The following is a 21,291-nucleotide window of genomic DNA, read 5'->3' on the forward strand; positions in this document are numbered from 1 at the left end:
CCTGCCGAGCGTCGAATGGCTGCTTGGGGATCGCGGCTATGATACAGATTGGTTCAGAGAATACTTGCAAGACAGGGGTACTCGGATATGTGTCCCAAGTCGGAAGCCTCACTTCAAAACCGCTGATATGACAGACGCGAACGCAAGCGATACAATCGCATTGAGATCATGTTCGGCAGGCTGAAAGACTGGAGACACATCGCTGCACCCCATGATCGATGTCCAAAGGTCCTCCTGCCAGCAATCGTACTCACAGCAACCGTGATGTATGGTTATGGCTCCTGACCCTAGAACCGTTTCAGCTGCCCATCCTGCGCTGAGGCTGTCGCTGCATCGGCCAATATCTGTGCTTTCAGCCCATCCTCGCCCGACGGGGTCATGACGCCCCCTGACGCGATCATGTCCACGAAATGCGTCATCTCGGCCCGGTAGGCCGCCGCATAGCGTTCGAGGAAGAACGGCTCTGTCGCTGCTCGCTGGAACCCGGCCTCGTTGGCCAGCTCCACCGTATTCTGGAGCTGGTTTTCGGCGCGCAGCAGGCCCTTGGCCCCATGCACTTCGATCCGCTGATCGTAGCCATAACTGGCCCGACGCGAGTTAGAGATCTGGCAGATCTTGCCGCTGGCCGTCTTGAGCGTGACGGCGGCCGTGTCGAAATCCCCCGCCTCGCCAATCGCAGGATCAACCAGACATGACCCGGATGCGTGCAGCTCGACCGGGTCTTCGCCCAGCAGGAAACGGGCCATATCCAGATCGTGGATCATCATGTCCCGAAAGATACCGCCCGAGGTTTCGATGTAGGAAATCGGTGGTGGGGACGGATCGCGCGACAGGATCGTCACCAGTTCCACATCGCCAATCACCTGATCCGCAATCTGGCGCTGGAGATGCGCGAAATTCGGATCAAAACGCCGGTTGAAGGCCGTCATGAACGGCACCCCGGCCTTGTCCACCGCAGCAAGACATTCCCTGATCCGGTCGACCGACAGATCCACCGGCTTTTCGCAAAAGATCGCCTTGCCGCTGGCGGCCGCCTGATGGATCAGGTCGTAATGGGTGGTCGTTGGCGTCCCGATCACCACTGCATCAATGGCGGGGTCTGCCAGCAGGTCGTCGCTGCTCATCACCTTGGCGCCCAGACTGCCCGCCAGAGCCTGTGCGGCTGCTGGTACAGCATCGGACACCGCCACGGCGCGGGCTGTCTTCATCCCGCGCAACGTCGCGCCATGCACCTGCCCGATGCGCCCACAACCCAAAAGCCCGATATTCAGCATTTCGTCATCCTTTCAATGCCGCCAACACCCGCCGGGTTGCTGCAACCATCGGGTCATGAGTGTCCGTCAGGATCGCCACCCGATCAAAACGGTCCGGGTCGGCATTCACCGCTGCACGCAAGGCATCACCAAATGCCATGCGCAGTTCGGTCCCGATATTGAACTTGCAGATATTGCTGGTCCGGGCCAGGCGTCTGCGCTGATCAACCGGCACCCCCGATCCGCCATGGATCACCAGTGGCACGTCCGTTAGTGCCTGAACGGCCGCGATACGGCCTTCATCCAGCCCACCCTGCTTATCTTGCTGCAAATGCACATTCCCGACGGAGATCGCCATAGCATCTACATTGGTTTCGCGGGCGAACAGGGCTGCTTCTTCCGGGTCCGTCCCGGCAGAGCTTTCGCCGTCAGCGTAACCGACAAAACCAATCTCGCCCTCGCAGGAAATGCCCGCTCCATGCGCCATCTCGGCGATGGCCCTCGTCTCTGCGATATTGTCGGCTAGCGGTTTGCGCGAGCCGTCAAACATCAAAGATGTGAAACCGGCATCCAGTGCCTCCTTGCACTCGTCCACCGTATATCCGTGATCCAGATGCCCCACGACTGGGACGCGCGCACTTTCGGCCAGATGACGAAACATCTTGCCCAGAACAGGCAGCGGCGTATGAGCGCGGCAGCTTGGTCCGGCCTGCAGGATCACCGGGCATTCCTCGGCCTCTGCAGCAGCGACAAAGGCGCGCATATCCTCCCAGCCCAGCGTGACCAGACCGGCCACTGCGTAGCCCCCTGCCATGGCAGGTTGCAGCACCTCTGCCAATGTAGCGAGCGTCATTTGAACTTCGCGATCATGTCTTTGATGCCCGGGATCGTTTCGATCTGATAGGCGTGGCTGGGCTGAAAATACTGGATCAGGGATCGCTGGGACAACCCGCCCAGAATGGTGAAGTAATACATCTGATAGCCCGGCAGAACCGCGCAAGGATGATAGCCGCTATCAAGGCAGATCGTCGAGCCATCGACAATGTGGTAGGCATCGCCCGGTTTGCCATCCTCGCGTTGCAGCATCTGCACGCCGGACCCGTGATTGGGTTTGAAACGGAAGTTGTAGGTTTCGTCATGGCGCGTTTCATCGGGCAAACGGTCGGTGTCATGCTTGTGGCTGGGAAAACCTGACCAACCGCCCTCACCGACCGTGAAAAGTTCCGACACCAGCAGGCGACCCACTTTGCCATGATATTTGGTGCCAAGGATATGCTTGATCTTGCGATGGGTTTTGGTGTCGTCCGACCCGTATTGCACCAGATCCAGCTCATCTGACCGCACAGCGAATGCATCCAGCACTTTGTCATAACGGGCGCCGCAGACAAACACCTCGGCCTCGTCAGACTTGCACTCCATCACCGCCTTGGCCGCCGTGGGGACATAGACACCCTCAGGCTCACCATCCCAGACATCCTCGACCCGGTGGCCAAGTGCTGCGGCCTTGAACCCTTCGACATCGACATCAACCGTCCCGGTCGCGGGTACGATACAGGTCTCGTATCCCGGCACGGCGTATTCGAACGCTTCACCCTTTTTCAGCTTTACGATGTTGAAGTAGTTGAGGGGTACCGTGGGGTCATCGATATCGACAATCGGTTTGTTCTGGTTGTCATAGGGCGCGATATGCATGTGCTGGCTCCTTTATGCGTCGGTGGGACCGGGATGATCGGCCAGAAACTGTTCCAGAATGGCGTTGTCAGGCATGGCTGGGGCGCAGCCCGGCTTTGATACCGTAATGGCCGCGCAGGCCGACCCGCGCAAAATGCTCGTCTTCAGGTCATGCCCGGCAGCGAGCGAGGTCATCAGCCCCGCCATGAAACTGTCACCGGCACCGGTAGGTTTCAGCGCGTCGACCGGATAGATGCCGGTGCGGATTTCGCGCCCTTCGGTAAAGGTGATCGCGCCGCCCTGACCCATCTTGTAAACAACAAGACCGGCGTTGTCGGCTGACAAGGCGCGCGCCTTGTTCAGCCCTTTGTCGATATGCCCAGCCATGAACCCGAACTCTTCATCATTGCCCACGATCATGTCGCATTGTGCTGCAGCCCGGCTTAACACCTCTTCGGCGACCTTGGGCGATGGCCATGAATAGGGTCGATAATCCACGTCAAAGATGATCGGCAAACCGGCGTCTTTGGCCAGATCAAACGCCTTGAATGTGGCAGCACGGGACGGTTCGGCGGCAAACACGGTGCCCGCTGTGATCAGCGCGCCATACCGGCGGTAATCGACCGCTGCCACATCTGCCTCATTCATCTGAAAATCCGCCGCACCGTTGCGATAGATAACCGTCTGATGATCATCGATCCGGCTTTCGTAGACTGCCAGCGAGTTGCGGTATTCGCCACCCACCGGCGTTACATGGCGGGGATCGACGCCGTAATGCTTTAGCTGGTTCACACAGTAGCGTCCGATACTGTCATCGCTGACGCGGGTAACCAGCGCCGCCTTTCCGCCCAGCTTGCAGATACCGGCACCGATATTGGCCGACGACCCGCCAAGGGCGGCAGTGAATGTCACGCCATCTTCGGTCTTGGTTCCGGGTGGATCAGGAAAGAAGTCCATGCCTGCCCGCCCAATGATGACAAAATTGTTGGCCTTTATGCCGTCCATCAACCGCTTCATTTGCGGCCCACGGCGTTGCCTGATTTGGCCTGATCCAGCACCTCGGGGTAAGGGTAGTTGAGTCCCAGCAACTGACGCAGGTTAGCCGAGGCATTGGCTATAAAATCGTCAGGCAGCGCGGCTGGCATGTCTTCCAGCGGCTTGACCCATTTGGGGAGATAATTGATCAGGACGGCCGACCTGTCCTGATTGGATTTATTCGGCATCGCGCAATGCCAGGCAACGCCGTAAAACAGCGCGACATCACCGGGTTCACCCAGCATCCTTTCGCATCTGTCATAGAAATTGTCGGCCTCGGTTGGATAGCGCAATTCTTTCTGCGAACCGGGCACATAGGCAGTGGCGCCCGTTTCCTCGGTAAACGGGTCGAGCAGCACAGAAACCTGCGCATTCATCGGGAAAGAGCCGTTCAACCCGACAGGATGTGTCTCTGCCTTATGGAAATCCCAGTAGGGATAATCGACATGCGGTTCCTGCCCCGGACCGCCGGGAAGAATCCGGTTGGCCGCGATGGACCCCATGATGAACTCGGTCCCCAGAAACCTGCGCAGGATTGTCATGATCACCGGATGTGCGGCCATGTCGGAAAACACATCGCCCTTGGCGAGCAGGTTCCAGACCCGACGCTGCAGGTTCAGTTTGCCATCGGCTGCGGCCTGCCCCTGAAAGTGGGTAACGGTATCCGCCTCAGCCGAATGTTCGTGAATGATGCGCCGCGCCTCTGCGATCTGGTCGTCCGTGAATAGGCCCGAGATCAGAACCGCGCCCTTCCCGTTGAGCAATTCTTCAACGATGGTCACTGGATCAGCATTCGTGGCGTCAAAGCGCAGCATTCAGACCCCCTTGCGCTGACGGCTGCGGGTGCTTTCCCATTCTTTATGGGCGGCGGTCACCTTTTCATGGTCTGAAACATGCGGTGTCCCGACCTCCCACCAGGCATGGCCACCGGTCGTCCAGCCGTCATAGGGGTCAACCCTCATACAAATCACATAGGTCCGGTCGGCCGCCTTGGCCCGCGCAAAGGCATCGGCAAGACCTGCAGGGCTATCCACGGTTTCGGCCAAGGCACCCATTGTGCGGGCATGGGCCTCAAAATCAACCTCGACCTGATGCGTTGCCGTTGGTGTATCGGCGATCAGATTATTGAAACTTTCGTTGCCCGTGTTGTTCTGCAGCTTGTTGATGACAGCAAAGCCGCCATTGTCCAGCACCAGCACGATCATCTTCTTTTCAGTCAGGACGGATGAATAGATGTCCGAATTCATCAGCAGATAGGACCCGTCACCGGTAAACACGATGGTATCCCGTTCCGGCTCCATCTCGGCCTGCGCGATCCGGGCGCCCCAGCCGCCGGCGATCTCGTAACCCATACAGGAGAAACCAAACTCGACATCAACGGTCCCGATATCCAGCGTGCGCCAGTTCGCCGTCACCTCTGCCGGTAGTCCACCAGCTGCGGCAACCACGCGGTCACGTTTGTGACAATGGGCATTCACGACCCCAATCGCCTGCGCGTATGAGGCTGGGCCATTACCCACGCGGGTATTTTCGGCCACGTAATCGACCCACTTGGCGCGCTCAGCCTGCGCCTGCGCTTTCCACGCATCGGGGGCCTTGTACCCGTCCAAAGCCTGACCCAGCGCATCCAGCCCCAGCTTCGCATCACCGACAACGGTCAGCGACATATGCTTCGCCGCGTCATGGCGGGCAACGTTCAACCCGATGATCCGGGCATCCTGCGCAAAGGCCGTCCAGGATCCGGTTGTGAAATCCTGCAGGCGCGTACCAATGGCGAGGATCACATCCGCCTGCTCGGCAATTGCATTGGCGCTGTCTGATCCGGTCACGCCAATCGGGCCGATATTCAGCGGATGATCATCGAGAAGGTTGGCGCGACCGGCGATCGTCTCGACCACTGGAATGCCATGCGCCTCAGCAAATGCGGTCAGTTCTGCGACCGCGCCTGAATACTGCACACCGCCACCTGCAATGATCATCGGGCGTTTGGCCCCGGCCAATGCAGCGGCAGCATCGGCAACCTCTGCCACGTCCGGTGCCTGACGGCGAATGCGATGCACACGCTCTTCAAAGAAAGACAGCGGATAATCGTAGGTCCAGCCCTGCACATCCTGTGGCAATCCGATAAACGCAGGGCCACAATCGGCGGGGTCCAGCATGGTGTTCAACGCGGCAGGCAGTGACTGGATGATCTGCGCCGGATGCGTGATGCGGTCCCAATACCGGGTCACCGCCTTGAACGCATCGTTCAGGCCCAGCGCGGGGTTCCCGTAATGCTCCAATTGTTGCAGGACGGGATCGGGCAGGCGTGTCAGAAAGGCATCGCCGCATAGCATTAACATTGGCAGACGGTTGGCATGAGCGAGGGCCGAGGCGGTCAGCAGGTTGGCCGTACCCGGCCCGGCAGAGGCTGTGCAAAACATGAAACGACGGCGCAGGTACGCCTTGGCATAGGCGGCTGCGGCAAACCCCATCCCTTGCTCATTCTGACCGCGATACAGCGGCAGGGCATCCTGATGATCGTACAGCGCTTCACCTAGACACGTCACATTGCCATGGCCGAAAATGCCGAAGCCACCGCCGCAGACCCGGGTCCGCACGCCGTCGATTTCGATATACTGCGCGGCCAGATAGCGGACGATGGCCTGCGCCACCGTCAATGTGATGGTTGCCTGTCCCAAGCTGCCCTCCCCCAAGCGGTGAAACCGAAAACGGCCAACATTCCTGTTGACCCGCGCTGCAACCAAAGATAACCATTTTGCAACCGGTTGCAATTGGTTTTTCGGGAGGGCCGCCGCAATGACCGACATACGGATCGGAATCGTCGGTGGCGGCTATATGGGCAAGGCCCACGCAGTGGCGTTTGCCGCAGTTGGGGCTGTCTTCAACACCGCGTTGCGGCCTAGGCTGGAGATGGTCTGCGCGACCACGCCGGACTCTGCTGAACGTTGCAGGCAGGCCTATGGTTTTGCCCGGGCCACCAGCGACTGGCGCAAGCTGGTAGATGACCCGGATGTCGATGCGATCGTTATCGCGACCCCCCAGCATACCCACCGCGCCATTGCCGAGGCTGCGTTTGCGTTGGGCAAACCGGTCTTGTGTGAAAAGCCACTGGGCGCATCCCTTGCCGATAGCCGTGCCATGGTCGCTGCGGCACAGGCGGCGGATGCTATCAACATGGTTGGTTTCAACTACATCCGCACACCGGCATCACAGTTTGCACGCCAACTGATCACCGAGGGCCGGATCGGGCAGCTGACATGGTTCCGGGGCGAAATGACAGAAGATTTCTTTGCGGACCCCACCATTGGCGGCTGGCGTGGGCAGGGTGATGCCAATGGCTGCATGGGTGATCTTGCCCCACATATGATCAACGCCGCACGCGCACTGATCGGACCGATTACCAGCCTGTGTGCGAGCGTTGAAACCGTGCATCCTGAACGGGCGGGTGAGGCGGTAACCAATGATGATCAGGCGCAAATGATGTGCCGGTTCGAGAATGGAGTGCAGGGGCATATGTTTTTCAGCCGTGTCGCGACTGGGCGCAAAATGGGCTATGCCTATGAAATTCATGGGACCAAAGGGCATATCCGGTTCGATCAGGAAGACCAGAACGCGATCCATCTTTATACGACCGAAGGGCCGGAAGCCGAACGCGGCTTTCGCAAGATCCTGACCGGCCCGGCGCATCCCGATTACCTGCCGTTCTGTCAGGGGCCGGGCCATGGCACCGGCTATCAGGATCAGATCATCATCGAAGCGCGGGATTTCCTGACCGCCATTCATGAAAACCGCAATATCTGGCCGACCTTTGCGGAAGGCCTCGAAGTCAATCGCATCGTCGCAGCCGTCATGGACTCCAGCCGCAAACAGGCCTGGGTCAATGTCGCAGACTACTGATAAGGAACGATAGGAATGATCAAGATCGGCAATGCGCCTTGTTCGTGGGGCGTGGAATTCGCGGATGATCCGCGCAATCCGCATTGGCGCAAAGTACTGCAGGAAAACGCCGATGCAGGCTATACCGGGATAGAGCTGGGGCCGGTTGGTTTCATGCCGGAAGACCCCGCCATTCTGGGCGATGCTCTGGAAGAATTCGGGCAGGAACTGGTCGGCGGCGTTGTTTTCCGCCCATTCCACGATCCCAACAAATGGGACGATGTCATGGATGGGGCGGTGCGTACCTGCAAGGCGTTGCAGGCCCATGGCGCGCAGCATCTGGTGCTGATCGACAGCATATCGCCCCGCCGCGCGCCGACCGCTGGTCGTGCTTCTGAGGCCGAGCAGATGGATAGTGCCGAATGGACCGCGTTCCGCGACCGGATCGCAACCGTGGCCCAAATGGGCGCAGGAGATTACGGGCTGACGGTGGGCATTCACGCCCATGCGGCGGGCTTCATCGATTTTGAACCTGAGTTGGAGCGGTTGCTGGACGAGGTTGACGACAGCATCCTCAAGATCTGTTTCGACACCGGTCATCATTCCTATGCTGGGTTTGACCCGGTGGCCTTCATGAAGCGGCATATCGACCGGATCAGCTATATGCATTTCAAGGACATTGATCCTGCAGTCAAAGCCGATGCGGTGGCCAACCGCACAGATTTCTACAAAGCCTGCGGACAGGGGATTTTCTGCAATCTGGGCGAGGGCGATGTTGATTTCCCGGCTGTGCGGCAGGTGCTGCTTGACGCTGGCTTTGACGGCTGGTGCACCGTCGAACAGGATTGCGACCCGACAGGCGACACATCGCCCATCGACGATGCGAAACTGAACCGCGCCTATCTGCAATCCATCGGTTTCGAGGGGGCCTGAGCCATGGCAGTGCTGAATTGGGGTATGATCGGCGGCGGTGAAGGCAGCCAGATCGGACCGGCCCACAGACTGGGTGCGCGTCTGGACGGGCTGTTCACTTTTGCAGCCGGCGCACTGGACCATCGTGCCGAACAGGGCATCGATTATGGCCGTCGTCTTGGCCTTGATGACCGCGCCTATGGCAGTTGGCAGGACATGCTGGAAGCCGAAAAAAGGCGCGACGACAAGGTTGATCTGATCACGGTCGCGACCCCCAACGCGACCCATTTTGAGATCACCAAAGCCTTTCTGGAAAACGGGTTTCACGTGCTGTGCGAAAAACCCATGACAATGACCGTCGAGGAAGGCGAGGAGATTGTTGAAGTTGCCAAAAAGACCGGCAATATCTGTGCAGTCAATTATGGCTATACCGGCTATTCGCTGGTCCGGCACATGCGCGCGATGATTGCCCGTGGAGACATTGGCAAGGTCCGTCTGGTCAACGCCGAGTTTGCCCACGGCCACCACGCCGACGCCACCGATGCGGACAACCCACGCGTCCGCTGGCGCTATGATCCCGCACAGGCGGGCGTGTCGGCCCAGTTCGCCGATTGCGGCATTCACGCGCTGCACATGGCCAGCTTTGTCACCGGGCAAGAGGTGACGAAACTGTCAGCGGATACCGTTTCTTGCATTGATGTGCGTACGCTTGAAGACGACGCGATGGTCAATTTCCGCATGGATGCTGGCGCGGTTGGCAGGCTTTGGACCTCTTCCATCGCCATCGGCCGTCAACATGGGCTTGGCATTCAGATTTTCGGCGAAACTGGCGGGCTGCGCTGGAGCCAGGAACAGCCGAACCAGCTGTACTATATGCCACTTGGCGGCCGTCTGCAGGTGATCGAACGTGGAGAGGTGAACCTGTCACCCGAGGCGGACCGGACAACGCGCGTCACCATCGGCCATGCGGAAGGGATGCCGCTCGCATTCGCCAATATCTATACCGATCTGGCCGAAGCGATCAGCGCACGCAAAGAGGGGCGCGTGATGGACCCGGCTGCCAACCTTTACCCCCGCGCCGAAGATGGCCTGCGGTCCATGGCGGCTGTCTACGCCGTTGCTGAATCAGGGAAGAAGGACGGCGTTTGGCTGGATGCACGACCACCCATGTTTCGTTGAAACTGCCTATGAAAACGGGCGTAAAGTACCCCGTTCGACAACATGACACGCAAATAATCGTGCTTCCGGATAGCGTGTGTCGTCTTTCAATGATGCCTCAATCAACTCGATCGAAGAGGCGATAATCTGTTTGATCGGGTTGTGGATGGTGGTCAGGTTGATGTTCTCCCACCCCGCCATTTCCATGTCGTTGAGACCAAGAATGCCGATGTCATCTGGCACCTGCAGGCCAGCCGACTGGATCGCCGATAATGCGCCAATCGACAGCACGTCGTCACCGCAAAAATAGGCCTCTGCCGGGGTTTCCCGCAGCAGGCGCAACATTTCCGCGCGGCCCGCATCGAAGGAATAAGAGTCGGCAAACGTGACTGTCATCTTGACATCGGGGTTTGCGTTGTTGACCTCTGCGAAACCTTTCAGCCGGTCCTGGGTCGATGTGGCCGTTTCGGGGCCGCCCAGAAACGCCAGTCGCCGATAGCCGCGCGCAATCAGCGTATTGGCGGCCATGCGCCCGGCTTCGATATTGTCAATGCCAAGCACATTCACCTTGGGGCTGGCCGAATGGCGCCCAAAGGAGTGGACTACAGGCACACCGGCATCACGGAACCCTTCAGCGAAGGCGACAGGCAATGTCGATGACGCCACAATGACGCCATCCACTGAATAGGCGCGCAGCATACGGATTGAGTTTTCCGGATCTACTTCGTCAGTAAGATTGACCAGAAGTGGGCGCAAACCGCGCTCTTGCAGGCCCTTTGTAAAACGGTCGAATACTTCAAGAAAAATCGGGTTGTGGAAGTTGTTGGAAACCAGCCCAATCAGTTTGGTTCGTCCGGTCGTCAGCGACGATGCCAGTGCGTTTGGGCTATAGCCCAAGGCCTCCGCTGCTTTTTGCACCTTGGCACGGGTCTTTTCAGAGACGGACGCACCCTCCGTATAGGTACGCGAGACCGCAGAGCGCGACACCCCCGCGCGGGCTGCAACGTCTTTGAGTGTCACGGCCAAGCTGCGTTCTCCTGTGTCAGTTCAAGGGTCTTTATCCAATTTCGAAGCACCAGGCCAGCCTGTGATAATGACACTTCTGCTACGCTGCGCCTTCGTATTCAGCACCTGTTTTGGCGCCCGTGATATAGGCCACGACATCTTGCCCGTCAGTCTCGTCCTTATTGAGATTTGCGACAATCCTGCCGCGTCGGAACACGATGATGCGGTCCACGAGGTCAAAGACCTGCCGCATATTATGGCTGATTAAGATCAGGGGTTCGCCCTGTTCCTTGAGCGTACGGACAATGTTTTCAACTTGGGCAGTTTCCTGCACGCCAAGTGCCGCTGTCGGTTCGTCCATGATTGTCAGCTTGGACCGGAAGCTGGCTGTCCGGGCAATGGCCACACATTGCCGCTGTCCGCCCGACATCCGTTCGATTGTATTGTTGATGTTGGGGATCTTCACGCCAGTCTTTTGCAGCGCGTCGATCGTGTCCTGCCGCATGGCCTTGTAATCAAGAAACCGAAACGGGCCTAACCAGTTGAATTTGGTCTTTTCTCGGCCCAGGAAAAGATTGTCGGGTACATCCAAGTGGTCAGCTAAGGCAAGTGTTTGAAACACTGCCTCGATACCCGCCTCGCGGGCGTCAAGAGGACCCGCGAAGTTGACGGGTTTGCCGTCAAAGATCACCTCACCTCGTGTGCGCTGTTCCACCCCGGTGATCTGACGGACGAATGTCGATTTGCCAGCGCCATTGTCACCCATGATGGCGACATGTTCACCTTGTTTCAGGATGAAATCCGCGCCTTCCAGCGCATGCACACCACCGTAGTGTTTGGTCAGGTCGCGGGTTTCCAGAATGATATCCGACATGGTTTTCCCCTCAGGCCGCTGACGCTGCGCGTTGTTGTCGCCACTGGTCAAGGACCACCGCACTGATGATGATCGTGCCCATCGCCATCAACTGATAGAAGGCGTCAAGTTTGATGTATGTGAACCCTGACTGGATCGCCCCGAACACCATCGCACCCAGTACCGTACCAATGATAGAGCCACGCCCACCGGTCAGGCTGACGCCGCCGATGACGGCCATCGCAATGGCGAAAAGTTCATAGAACTGGCCCATGCCTGTCTGTGCGGTAAGGTTCTTGGAGCTCAGAATAATGGCTGCAAACGCCGCCAGCATCGATGCGATCATATAGACCAGCACCTTGTGCCGTTTGACATTGATACCAGACATGCGGGCCGCATCCTCATTCGATCCGATGGCGTAGGTGTGTTTGCCGTAGACCGTGTATCGCAAGGCGATGTGACACAGGACGGCCAGCATGATAAACCAGACGACCGGCATCATGCCTGACCCCAGCCAGGCAAAGCTTTCCGTGGGAAAAGACACCGGCTGGCCCTTGGTCCACCATTGGGCGATACCCCGGCAGATCAGGAACATACCCAATGTCGCGATGAAGGGCGGGATGCGCGTGAATGCGATGAGCGAGCCGTTAATTGCGCCAATAAATGCACCGAAACAAAGACCGACAATTACCGGTACGATCACCGGAAGGTCAAACGCCCAGTCACCAAACACGGCCTTTGGGTTTGGATTACCGTTGACCAGTTCGGTCTGGGCAAAGGACATCACGATCATCGCCGCCGCCCCGACCAACGGACCAGAAGACAGGTCAATCCCACCAGAAATGATTACCTGCGTCACACCCAGTGAAATGATGCCAATAATGGCCACCTGCAGGATGATGATCCTCAGACGCGCTTCGTTGAAGATTGAATTGAACCGGTCCTGCGTATCGAAGAGGAAGCTCTGCCCGTTCATATAGGGGAGCACTTGCCCCAGAATCTCGAAAATGGCGATGATAATGATCAGCGCAATAAAGATGTTCAGTTCATTCGGCCAGGACCGCTTGGACTTGTCGTAAGTCAGCCCCCCGACACCATGCGATGCTTCTGCCAATGACCCGCTCCTCTGTCGTCGATGTCAGTCGTGCGCTCTGGGCGCGTCAGAGCGCCCAGAGCCGTGTTCATCAGTTCTTGCTGAGGAAGTCGTCGATGTTGTCTGGCGTGACCAGTTGGAAGGGGATGTAGACCTTTTGGTCAACGTCTTCCCCGCGGGCCAGTGCCAATGCGGCATCGACCGATCCTTCACCCTGACCGAACGCATCCTGAAACACCGTCGCGTCCAGATCACCGGCCTGCATGGCCACCAGCGCGTCCTGTGTGGCATCAACGCCCACAACTACGACATCATCCATTGAGACCCCATTGGCTTTCATCGCCTGGATCGCGCCAATCGCCATTTCATCGTTATTGGCAAAGACCACGTCGAAGGACTCGCCCGATGACAGCCAGTTTGTCATCAGATCCTGCGCCTTGTCCCGCGACCATTCGGCGGTCTGGCGGTCGATGATGTTGACAAAGTTGCACATATCCATACCGAGGACGTCATCAACGTCCTTGGTCCGCTGCACGGCGGCCTGGTTGGATAACTGACCCATCAACAGGTAGCCATTGGCGCCCCCTGCTTTGCCGGCAGCACGTAGCATCTTGCACGCCTCGAACGCGGCCAGTGTGCCGGATTCAATCTCGTTCGATGCGACGAACGCCTGATTGTCTGGCAACGTATCGACGTTGATCGGCTCGCGATTCACATAGACAAGCGGAACACCAGCTGCCGCGGCCGCTTGCGACATCGCCTCGGTCGCTGACGTATCGACAGCATTCACAATGATCGCATCAACGCCGGATGCGATGAAGTTGTTGATCTGGTCCAACTGCTTGGCAACATCGTCTGTCGCATCCTCGACTTGTAGATCAACGCCATCGATGCCAGCAGCATAATCAACCATACCGTTTCGCATCACGGTCAGAAAGTTGTCATCAAAGCGCGCGATCGAAGCGCCGATAGTTTCCGCCATCGCCGTGGTGCCGATCAATGCTGTCAAACCAGCGGTCAGTAGTAGTTTTTTCATGGTTTCCTCCCAGAAAACGTGCCCGGCACACGCAACAAAAAGACCGGGACCCCTTTTGGGGGCGATGATTTCACCTCAATTCATGATGCGATCCATGTCAGACACGCGATCTCGACGAGGTTTTGGGCCGCCGTGGGGCGATTAGTATTTGAATGCAGGTCATGTGCACGAATTGGTACTGCCATTGATGCATCTGCACTGTTGTAATCTTCAGAGATTTGACAACCGATTTCACTGGCCAATTCAGTCATTTGACCGCGCCTTTCGGCAGATACTCCAGTGTAGTTTCGCGCATTTTGCAGCATACCGGCTGCATCCCCCCGGACATATTTCGACCGTTATCGGAATCACCTTAGAGCCGATGGAGTGTTTTTGCAACCGGTTGCATTTTTGGGTGTGATGAGTGGAACGTAACCTGCTCTGGCGGTCATTTTCGCTTATCGTGCCAGTTCGAACTTTCTTGAGACGTCGGTCAATTGGCCGCCTTCGACCAAAACTTCTGTCGGCGCCGGGTGGCTGATAAAGTAGATCGGGCTGGCGGTGATGCCGTAGGCACCACTGGCATGAACAGCAACGATATCACCTTCACTTAGATGCGGCAGCATGACACCACTGGCCAGCCTGTCGATTGATGTACAAAGCGGACCGACAAGATTGATCTTTTCGTCAGCCTCACCACCGCCGACGCGATGCATCTGATAGTTACGATGGATGACCATGCCAAAATGTCCGGACGCGGGCAGATGATTATTCATGCCACCATCGCAGATACCAATCTTGGTGCCGCGAGAGTCCTTGATCGTGACCACGCTCGTCAAAAAGTAGCCCGCTTCGCCAACAAGGTAGCGACCCAGCTCAAGGATCAGTTGTGTTTTGGCAAACCGTTCCTCGGATCGGAAGTGATCCAGTTCGGGACCGATAACGCTGGCCACATCGGTTAGGTCCAGCGGTGTATCGCCAGCGTGATAAGGGATGCCCAAGCCAGACCCAAATACCAGCTTTTGCGGAGTGATGTCATAAGCTTCGCACAGCTCGCGAAAAACGGACATGAAGATTCGATAGTTTTCGCAGATCGCATCTGGCTTCAGACATTGCGTTCCCGAGTAGATATGCAGCCCGACCACCGACAAGTTCGGAAGCGCCAGTATCTGCGGCAATTGTTCTGCCGCGTCTTCAATATCAATCCCGAACGGGCTTGGGCGACCTGCCATGTGATCGCCAAATCCTTTGGGAACTGAGGACGGCGCGATGCGGATCAGGATGTTCTGAATCTTACCCGCCTCGCCCGCAACACGGTTTGCGGAGATGGCCTCGTGCACGCTTTCCACGACCAGTTCGCCTACATCGCCGTCGACGGCCTCTGCGATTTCGGCGTCACGCTTTCCCGGTCCGGTAAAGCTGGCCTGTGCTGGCCCCCAGCCAGCCTGTCGGGCCAAACGAAACTCGCCAATCGAAGACACGTCAACATACTCAACACGCTTCGCCAGCCATTCGAGCAATCCGGGGTTTGGATTGCATTTCATCGCGTAACTCAGGCTGAACCACCTGCCCAATGTGCTTTCGATCTCGGCGATGCGCGTCTCGATTGCATCGGTCAAATAGACATAGGATGGCGTGCCGAACCGTTCGGCAGCCTCGGCGAGACACGCGTCAAGTCTGTTCATTTCAGGACTGGTTTTCGACAAGCTGAACAATCCGCGATGGCGTGTCGAAGTTATCCAGGGTGACGTCGGCCGGATGTACTTCGATCCTGGCGGTTTCCTCAACAAATCCGATGACGTTCATCATGGCGACGGAATCGAGTATCCCTGACGAAAACAGCTCGGTTTCGGCATCAATACCGTCATCAAGGTTCAGCGTTTCTTTGAGATAGTCAATCAGCTGTTGGGTAGTCAGCGCCATGGGCAATAAGTCCTTGAATGGAAAGCGGTCGTGTTATGAAGCCGTATTGTGACTTTGGGTCTTCGATTCTGCAATGATGGCGGGGCGGTCCAGCTTTCCGCTGGCGGTACGGGGCATGGCACCCTGCCAGTGATGGATATGGCGCGGAACCATGTAAGGCGGCATGACCTTGCGGCAATGGCCGGTCAGGGCAGTCTGATCAAAATCATCAATCGTCGTCACCGCGATATGCACCACCTGACCCAGATCATGATCCTCGACACCATAGGCCACAACATCTGCAACAAGCCCGCTGCGCGATACCAGGTCCTCCACCTCGGTTGGGCTAAGCCTGAAGCCGCTGGTCTTAATCATGTCGTCCACGCGGCCCACGAACCACAAATCACCATCTTCATCCACGCGCACCAGATCGCCACTATAGACGACATCGGCGTCGCCAATCAGATCATGCAATTCCGGGCACGGACGGATTTTTTCGCGACTGAGTTCCGGCTGTTGCCAATACCCCAGACTGACAAGCGGACCCGCATGCACCAGTTCGCCGTGCTCGCCCGGCGCGGCGCGGCCTTTGCCATGCTGGACGACAAACACTTGCGAATTAGGGACCGCTTGGCCGATTGATCCCATCTTTTCGGCAAACTTGGTGGGCGGCAGGTATGTGGATCGGAACGCCTCGGTCAGCCCATACATCAGAAAGATATCGACACCCGGAAAGACCATAGGCATCTTTTCGAGGATATCAGGTGGGATTTTTCCACCAGTATTGGTGATCAACCGCAGTGATGGCAGGTCAGATGGCGCCTTGTCGAGCAGTCTGACGACCTGGTTCCAAAGAGGCGGCACCCCCGCAAATCCGGTGACATCGTGGGTCTGGATCGCCTTCACAACCTCGGTCGGCATCACGACTGGCTGATGCACCACGCTGCCTCCGATCAACAACATGGTTGTCAACTGGTTCAGCCCCGCATCAAAGCTGTAAGGCAAAACCGACAACAACCGGTCCGTGTCACACAACCCCAGGTATTCAACAACGGTTTCCGCACCGATCCGGATATTACGATGGCTAAGCATCACACCCTTCGGCATCCCGGTGGAGCCTGACGTATAGATGATCATCGCCAGCTCGGTATCGGCCTGTTCCACCTCCGCAGATGCACCGGTCTTAGCCTGATTGGTCCACAGATCATACGCACCTTCGGCGCCCGATTTGCCCTCTACAAGAATACCGAGGAGCCCATCTGGCATCTTGCCGTCAGACAATCCTTTCAGCGCGGTGGTATTTGTGATCAAGGCGCGCGCGCCAGAGTCCTTAGCAACATAACCAAGCTGCTCAGCTGTCCATTGCGTGTTCACGTTGACGACGACGGCCCCGATTTTGGCCGCGCCAAACATAGCCACAGCCTCTTCGATGCTCTTGCGAAGATGGACGATGACCCGGTCCCCGGACTGCACCCCGATCCGCGTCAAATAGTCAGCCACCACATCTGCCTCGGACACGAAATCTGCGTAACTCACCGCACGTTTTGCATCGAAAAGCGCTGTCTTTTCAGCGTTCGCTGGCAGATTATCGGCAAGCAGTCTGTAAACCGTCCCGGTCATCTTCACGGCTCTTCTTTCTTGTCGTCGGGTTTTTCAGCCGGTTTGGCGAACATAGCCAAACGCGGATAGACTTTGGCCGGAGAGCCAATGACGGTGGAATCCGATGGGATGTTGGTGCTGACAGCCGTGTTTGCACCAATGCGCACACGATCACCGATCTTGATGTTGCCCAGCACGGTGGAATTCACGCCGATGAAGACGTCATCACCGATGACCGGCGCACCATCGCCCATATTGGTCCCAATGGTCACGTTATGCATCACCCCACACCGATCCCCGATCACCACATCGGGGTGCAGCGACAGACTGCCCTCTGCGTGGATGATGTGGAAATCCTCGCCAAGCTGGACTTGCGGCGGAATCCACACTTTCGTCACGTTGAGAATGAAGATTTTGAAGATGGCGTATATTTTGTTTGCGATCCAGCGGGCCACCGGATTCTTGAGGTGAATTGCCCAATGACCAAACCGGTAAATCGCCAACGACACAAATGCGGGCTCAAACAGAGACCGCCCATGACGTTCATAATCACCCTTCAACACTCGGAACACGCGGTTGCCTCCAACCTTGGTCGCCACGACAGCGGGACACATTTCACAGGCGCCTTCATTCGACAAGTATTTTGGGCCGCCACAGTTCGGTTTGACAGCAGCTCGTTGCGCGTTTCAGACAAGCGATGGGTGATCATCGGGGGGCCTGTATCATTGCGGCAGCAGATCCAGCGTGCGCTGAACCTCCTCCCAATCCACGCGAAACCTTGTATCGGTGCCTTCGGCGACGACAAATGCAAAGCCCTGACCTTGTCGGTCGGTCACCATCTTCAACGTGGCAACAACGCGTTCAGGCGGCTGGATCACAAATAGCGTTGCATCCGGTGGCATCGTTGCAAGACCGTGCGCGAGATGGCTGCCCTCAATCCCGGCGATGACTTTGGCCTCTCCGCAGACGTCTGCAATTTCATCGACGGTCGCCGCCGTCGGGTCAAGGACATGAAACCCGTAGGTTTCTGCCAGCTGGTCCGCAATCTCGCGTTCGTTTTCGAGAACCCGTTCGTCACCTGTGCTGCCGCGCAGGATGAACACACCGGGCAAAGGCGCAACCTCGCGACCCGCCAATATGCGTTTGCGTAAATCCCGGGCCCGCTCTGCTTTTCCTTCGTTATTGGGCAAATCTTCGAACAGCACCAACTCATCGAAATGCACATGCTGTCGGCGTAACGGCCTCATACCCAACAATTCTTCATAGCGCGGAACATGACCTTTGGGCGGTGGCGCGGTTGTGACGGTTTGACCTTCCGGTTCCACCAGTAGGTGTGTCAGACAGTCCTGACGCAGCCATGTGCCGAACCAGCGGTTGCCGATCCAGCTTTCATACATCACACCACGCAACACATCGGTCGGAACCGCGTAAGTCAAAGATTTCGACGTGCGCGCACGCAAATGCCGCTGCCGCCCGTCCGCGTAAAGTACCCCATCTACCAGGTCGACATTTTTAAGGTGATAACCAAAGGTCGGCTCCTGCTGCACATCAAATTCACCGCGAAAAGACCTGATCACGGCGTCCGGTGGTGAAAACTCAGTGCCCCTGATGCGCTCGATCTGATCCGGCAAAAAAATAGCTGGCGGAACATGACTGGGACTGCCAGGCGCAACTTCCCATTTGTCAGCATCTTTCGACAGGATATCGGGAATGGGCCGGCGCAACAGGCTGCGCATCTTCCCGTGCAAAGGTCTGAACGAAATCATATTGTGGCTTCAGTCATAATAAACTTGTTTTAATGCGATGTAGACTAGGCAACATGGTGATTGGTGTCCAGTTGCAGCCGTCTACGGTGCAGAACTTGTGCTGCGCTGACTGCCCGCCTCGTGGAGATCCTGAACCAGCCAAGCTTCAGGTGCCTTCCACCATCTTCCGAAACGTCTCATTGCCACTAACCAGTTCATCGTAAGTTCCGCTCGACACAACCCGACCATGTTCCATCAGGTATATTTGATCGCAATCCTTGACCGTTGTCAGCCGGTGCGCGATCAGGATCACAGTCTTGTCGGCGCGAATATTGTGAACAGCCTCCATCACAACACGCTCAGTGATATTGTCGAGTGCTGAGGTTGCTTCATCCATGATCAGTAGGCTTGGGTTTGTATAAAGGGCACGCGCGATCCCGATGCGCTGGCGCTGACCACCCGAAAGACGCACACCCCTTTCACCCACCATTGTGTCATACCCTTGGGGCAGTTCATCAATGACAAAATCATGGAGCGCGGCAACCTTAGCCGCCTTCTCGACCGCTTGCATGTTGATCTGATCTTGTGGGACACCAAAGGCAATGTTGCGAGCAATATTGTCATCGACAAGATAGATTTCTTGCGGAACGTATCCGATGGTGTTTTGCCAGGCACGCCGGTTGTCGTCCGTAATCTCAACCCCATCGACGCAGATTTGTCCGTCCTGTACGGGAAGCAAGCCTAGGATCAGGTCGATCAGCGTCGTCTTTCCGGCACCCGTACCACCGACGATGCCAATAGTTGTGCGCGACTTGATCTGCATGTTCAGCTGATGAAGGGCCTGCCGCTGCGCTTCGTCGTAGCCAAACCCGATATCGCGCAGTTCCAGCATCTCGTTCAATTGCAGAGCTGGTCGACCAGCCGCCTGATCAGCCTCGATATCAGCCACTTCGATGGGGAAATCTGCGTTGTATTCATCAACGATGTGGTTGAGTAATACTTCGCCACCGCGCACAGACACCAGACTGTGGTAGATTTGTTGGATCGCCGGCAAAATGCGGATCACCGCAAACGCAAAGATACCAAGCGTCGGGATGATGGCGACCAAATCACCACTACTCCGCAGAAGCAAAACGAGAATGAGGGTCAGCATGATGCCAAACGTCAGCGCCTCAAGCGCATAGCGCGGCAACTCGCCAAGCGTCTGGTTGCGGGCTGCATACTTTGCATGATCAAGCGCGGGTGCTTTGAATTGGCGGGTGTAATTCTCCTCCAAGCCCATCAACTTGACCTCTTTGAAGCCGCCGGTCGCCTCACCCACGATCCTGTACTTCTGGTCGCTCGCCAACAGCCTGCGCCGTCCTGCATTGTGAATGATCGGGCGCAAAGCCAGATACAGCGCGGCATAAGACCCGCCCAGCAACCCGGCTGACAACAACGATACCAAGGGATCGACAACGATCAGGAAACACACAATCGCAAGCGCCGATATAGTCCCTGCGATGATCCGCAGCAGCGGAACGATCACGGTAAAGACCAGATAATCCATCTCGCTCAACACATTCCGCGCAATCTCGGCGCTGTTTTTGGTCAGGAACCACGCGTAGGGCTGGTAGAGGTAGATACGAAGCAGGCGACGCGCCAGCGCATAGCCACGCATGTTGGCGAACCGGATCAATGTAAATGCGCTCAGCGCCTTCACACCCAGACTGGCCAACACAATGCAGAATACGGCCACCGACATGGCAATCAGAAAAGCGTAGGTCGATTGAAACGCGAAGTATTCATAGATCCAGCCCAACATCGCGTTTTCGGTCACGCGATCTGGATCAGCCAGAAGGTTCAGAAACATCAAAACAGATGAGATGCCGATGATTTCTGCAAAGGCCACAAAAACCATCATCAGCATCAAAAGGTAAAAGCCGCGGCGTTCTTTTGCGTCAAATAGCGAAAGAACCTTGGCGTATGTCTTAATCATGAGACCATTCTACTTTGCGACACCAGGTGTCAAATATACTAAAAAATGTCCGATATATGCCGGTCGTCATAGAGCGTTTTGAGCCGAAAGTATAGAAGTTCGACGGGTTTCCCAAAACCATCTGCCGCACCGCCCGGTCAGACCAGTGCTCGGCCAAAATGGAGCATCTACTGCTCTGCTCCTTTTCGACAGA

General features: G+C 57.0%; 19 protein-coding genes and 1 pseudogene. 4 read left to right on the top strand and 16 right to left on the bottom strand.

All coding sequences use genetic code 11. The annotated features are described in order from the left end of the window. Positions 1-285 (top strand): annotated as a pseudogene (locus tag ACFWW4_RS02410) (transposase); the annotation flags it as partial. 2 nt (positions 286-287) lie between these two features. Here ACFWW4_RS02410 and iolG read toward each other — a convergent pair. Genes iolG through iolD form a run of 6 tightly spaced genes read right to left on the bottom strand, consistent with a single transcriptional unit; the run spans position 288 to position 6,640 of the window. Beyond that, a complete protein-coding gene (gene iolG / locus ACFWW4_RS02415) occupies positions 288-1,274 on the bottom strand; it encodes an inositol 2-dehydrogenase (RefSeq protein WP_411889407.1) in 987 nt (328 codons plus the stop codon). A gap of 4 nt (positions 1,275-1,278) precedes the next feature. Continuing rightward, positions 1,279-2,106, bottom strand: a complete 828-nt coding sequence (locus tag ACFWW4_RS02420) for a class II fructose-bisphosphate aldolase (RefSeq protein ID WP_411889408.1) — start codon at positions 2,104-2,106, stop codon at positions 1,279-1,281. Continuing rightward, positions 2,103-2,945 (bottom strand): 5-deoxy-glucuronate isomerase, encoded by an 843-nt coding sequence (locus ACFWW4_RS02425; protein WP_411889409.1) that lies wholly within the window; start codon positions 2,943-2,945, stop codon positions 2,103-2,105. The genes ACFWW4_RS02420 and ACFWW4_RS02425 overlap by 4 nt, the downstream gene beginning before the upstream one ends. Positions 2,946-2,957: 12 nt before the next feature. Beyond that, positions 2,958-3,941 carry a 5-dehydro-2-deoxygluconokinase gene (gene iolC / locus ACFWW4_RS02430; protein WP_411889410.1) on the bottom strand — a complete coding sequence of 328 codons (984 nt, stop codon included), beginning with the start codon at positions 3,939-3,941 and terminating at the stop codon, positions 2,958-2,960. After that, positions 3,938-4,774: a phytanoyl-CoA dioxygenase family protein gene (locus ACFWW4_RS02435; RefSeq protein ID WP_411889411.1), complete on the bottom strand. Its 837-nt coding sequence runs from the start codon at positions 4,772-4,774 to the stop codon at positions 3,938-3,940. Before ACFWW4_RS02435 ends, iolC begins: the two co-directional genes overlap by 4 nt. Then, on the bottom strand, positions 4,775-6,640 hold the full coding sequence (gene iolD / locus ACFWW4_RS02440) for a 3D-(3,5/4)-trihydroxycyclohexane-1,2-dione acylhydrolase (decyclizing) (protein WP_411889412.1): 1,866 nt from the start codon (positions 6,638-6,640) through the stop codon (positions 4,775-4,777). Between the two features lie 118 nt (positions 6,641-6,758). On the opposite strand from iolD, the gene ACFWW4_RS02445 reads away from it, so the two are divergent. The 3 genes from ACFWW4_RS02445 to ACFWW4_RS02455 are packed head-to-tail and all read left to right on the top strand — an operon-like array spanning position 6,759 to position 9,929. Continuing rightward, positions 6,759-7,859, top strand: a complete 1,101-nt coding sequence (locus ACFWW4_RS02445; RefSeq protein ID WP_411889413.1) for a Gfo/Idh/MocA family protein — start codon at positions 6,759-6,761, stop codon at positions 7,857-7,859. A gap of 15 nt (positions 7,860-7,874) precedes the next feature. Beyond that, positions 7,875-8,771 carry a TIM barrel protein gene (locus ACFWW4_RS02450; protein WP_411889414.1) on the top strand — a complete coding sequence of 299 codons (897 nt, stop codon included), beginning with the start codon at positions 7,875-7,877 and terminating at the stop codon, positions 8,769-8,771. 3 nt (positions 8,772-8,774) lie between these two features. Further along, positions 8,775-9,929, top strand: coding sequence for a Gfo/Idh/MocA family protein (locus tag ACFWW4_RS02455; protein WP_411889415.1), 1,155 nt, complete (start codon positions 8,775-8,777; stop codon positions 9,927-9,929). A gap of 6 nt (positions 9,930-9,935) precedes the next feature. On the opposite strand, the gene ACFWW4_RS02460 is transcribed toward ACFWW4_RS02455, so the two are convergent. The 10 genes from ACFWW4_RS02460 to ACFWW4_RS02505 all read right to left on the bottom strand — a co-directional run bounded on the left by ACFWW4_RS02460 (position 9,936) and on the right by ACFWW4_RS02505 (position 21,098). After that, positions 9,936-10,934, bottom strand: coding sequence for a LacI family DNA-binding transcriptional regulator (locus tag ACFWW4_RS02460; protein ID WP_411889416.1), 999 nt, complete (start codon positions 10,932-10,934; stop codon positions 9,936-9,938). A 79-nt stretch (positions 10,935-11,013) separates the two neighbouring features. Further along, positions 11,014-11,787 (bottom strand): ATP-binding cassette domain-containing protein, encoded by a 774-nt coding sequence (locus ACFWW4_RS02465; protein ID WP_411889417.1) that lies wholly within the window; start codon positions 11,785-11,787, stop codon positions 11,014-11,016. A 10-nt stretch (positions 11,788-11,797) separates the two neighbouring features. Further along, positions 11,798-12,880 carry an ABC transporter permease gene (locus tag ACFWW4_RS02470; RefSeq protein WP_411889418.1) on the bottom strand — a complete coding sequence of 361 codons (1,083 nt, stop codon included), beginning with the start codon at positions 12,878-12,880 and terminating at the stop codon, positions 11,798-11,800. A gap of 70 nt (positions 12,881-12,950) precedes the next feature. Next, a complete protein-coding gene (locus tag ACFWW4_RS02475) occupies positions 12,951-13,895 on the bottom strand; it encodes a substrate-binding domain-containing protein (RefSeq protein WP_393933973.1) in 945 nt (314 codons plus the stop codon). Between the two features lie 437 nt (positions 13,896-14,332). Then, the gene (locus ACFWW4_RS02480; RefSeq protein WP_411889419.1) at positions 14,333-15,559 is read right to left on the bottom strand and encodes a type III PLP-dependent enzyme; all 1,227 of its coding nucleotides are present in this window, start codon (positions 15,557-15,559) and stop codon (positions 14,333-14,335) included. A 1-nt stretch (position 15,560) separates the two neighbouring features. Continuing rightward, on the bottom strand, positions 15,561-15,797 hold the full coding sequence (locus ACFWW4_RS02485) for an acyl carrier protein (RefSeq protein ID WP_411889420.1): 237 nt from the start codon (positions 15,795-15,797) through the stop codon (positions 15,561-15,563). Between the two features lie 33 nt (positions 15,798-15,830). Then, a complete protein-coding gene (locus ACFWW4_RS02490) occupies positions 15,831-17,396 on the bottom strand; it encodes an AMP-binding protein (protein WP_411889421.1) in 1,566 nt (521 codons plus the stop codon). A gap of 2 nt (positions 17,397-17,398) precedes the next feature. Next, positions 17,399-17,989, bottom strand: a complete 591-nt coding sequence (locus ACFWW4_RS02495) for a serine O-acetyltransferase (protein WP_393933981.1) — start codon at positions 17,987-17,989, stop codon at positions 17,399-17,401. Positions 17,990-18,097: 108 nt separating this feature from the next. Next, a complete protein-coding gene (locus ACFWW4_RS02500) occupies positions 18,098-19,111 on the bottom strand; it encodes a glycosyltransferase 61 family protein (RefSeq protein ID WP_411889422.1) in 1,014 nt (337 codons plus the stop codon). Between the two features lie 175 nt (positions 19,112-19,286). Next, the gene (locus ACFWW4_RS02505; RefSeq protein ID WP_411889423.1) at positions 19,287-21,098 is read right to left on the bottom strand and encodes an ABC transporter ATP-binding protein; all 1,812 of its coding nucleotides are present in this window, start codon (positions 21,096-21,098) and stop codon (positions 19,287-19,289) included. Between the last annotated feature and the right edge of the window lie 193 nt (positions 21,099-21,291).

The sequence above is a fragment of the Yoonia sp. SDW83-1 genome, assembly GCF_046762885.1.
Lineage (GTDB): Bacteria > Pseudomonadota > Alphaproteobacteria > Rhodobacterales > Rhodobacteraceae > Yoonia.

Excerpts from the sequence above, each read along its gene's own strand:
- iolG (WP_411889407.1), bottom strand. The coding sequence starts at position 1,274 with ATGCTGAATATCGGGCTTTTGGGTTGTGGGCGCATCGGGCAGGTGCAT.
- ACFWW4_RS02420 (WP_411889408.1), bottom strand. The coding sequence starts at position 2,106 with ATGACGCTCGCTACATTGGCAGAGGTGCTGCAACCTGCCATGGCAGGG.
- ACFWW4_RS02425 (WP_411889409.1), bottom strand. The coding sequence starts at position 2,945 with ATGCATATCGCGCCCTATGACAACCAGAACAAACCGATTGTCGATATC.
- iolC (WP_411889410.1), bottom strand. The coding sequence starts at position 3,941 with ATGAAGCGGTTGATGGACGGCATAAAGGCCAACAATTTTGTCATCATT.
- ACFWW4_RS02435 (WP_411889411.1), bottom strand. The coding sequence starts at position 4,774 with ATGCTGCGCTTTGACGCCACGAATGCTGATCCAGTGACCATCGTTGAA.
- ACFWW4_RS02445 (WP_411889413.1), top strand. The coding sequence starts at position 6,759 with ATGACCGACATACGGATCGGAATCGTCGGTGGCGGCTATATGGGCAAG.
- ACFWW4_RS02450 (WP_411889414.1), top strand. The coding sequence starts at position 7,875 with ATGATCAAGATCGGCAATGCGCCTTGTTCGTGGGGCGTGGAATTCGCG.
- ACFWW4_RS02455 (WP_411889415.1), top strand. The coding sequence starts at position 8,775 with ATGGCAGTGCTGAATTGGGGTATGATCGGCGGCGGTGAAGGCAGCCAG.
- ACFWW4_RS02465 (WP_411889417.1), bottom strand. The coding sequence starts at position 11,787 with ATGTCGGATATCATTCTGGAAACCCGCGACCTGACCAAACACTACGGT.
- ACFWW4_RS02475 (WP_393933973.1), bottom strand. The coding sequence starts at position 13,895 with ATGAAAAAACTACTACTGACCGCTGGTTTGACAGCATTGATCGGCACC.
- ACFWW4_RS02480 (WP_411889419.1), bottom strand. The coding sequence starts at position 15,559 with ATGAACAGACTTGACGCGTGTCTCGCCGAGGCTGCCGAACGGTTCGGC.
- ACFWW4_RS02485 (WP_411889420.1), bottom strand. The coding sequence starts at position 15,797 with ATGGCGCTGACTACCCAACAGCTGATTGACTATCTCAAAGAAACGCTG.
- ACFWW4_RS02490 (WP_411889421.1), bottom strand. The coding sequence starts at position 17,396 with ATGACCGGGACGGTTTACAGACTGCTTGCCGATAATCTGCCAGCGAAC.
- ACFWW4_RS02495 (WP_393933981.1), bottom strand. The coding sequence starts at position 17,989 with ATGTGTCCCGCTGTCGTGGCGACCAAGGTTGGAGGCAACCGCGTGTTC.
- ACFWW4_RS02500 (WP_411889422.1), bottom strand. The coding sequence starts at position 19,111 with ATGCGCAGCCTGTTGCGCCGGCCCATTCCCGATATCCTGTCGAAAGAT.
- ACFWW4_RS02505 (WP_411889423.1), bottom strand. The coding sequence starts at position 21,098 with ATGATTAAGACATACGCCAAGGTTCTTTCGCTATTTGACGCAAAAGAA.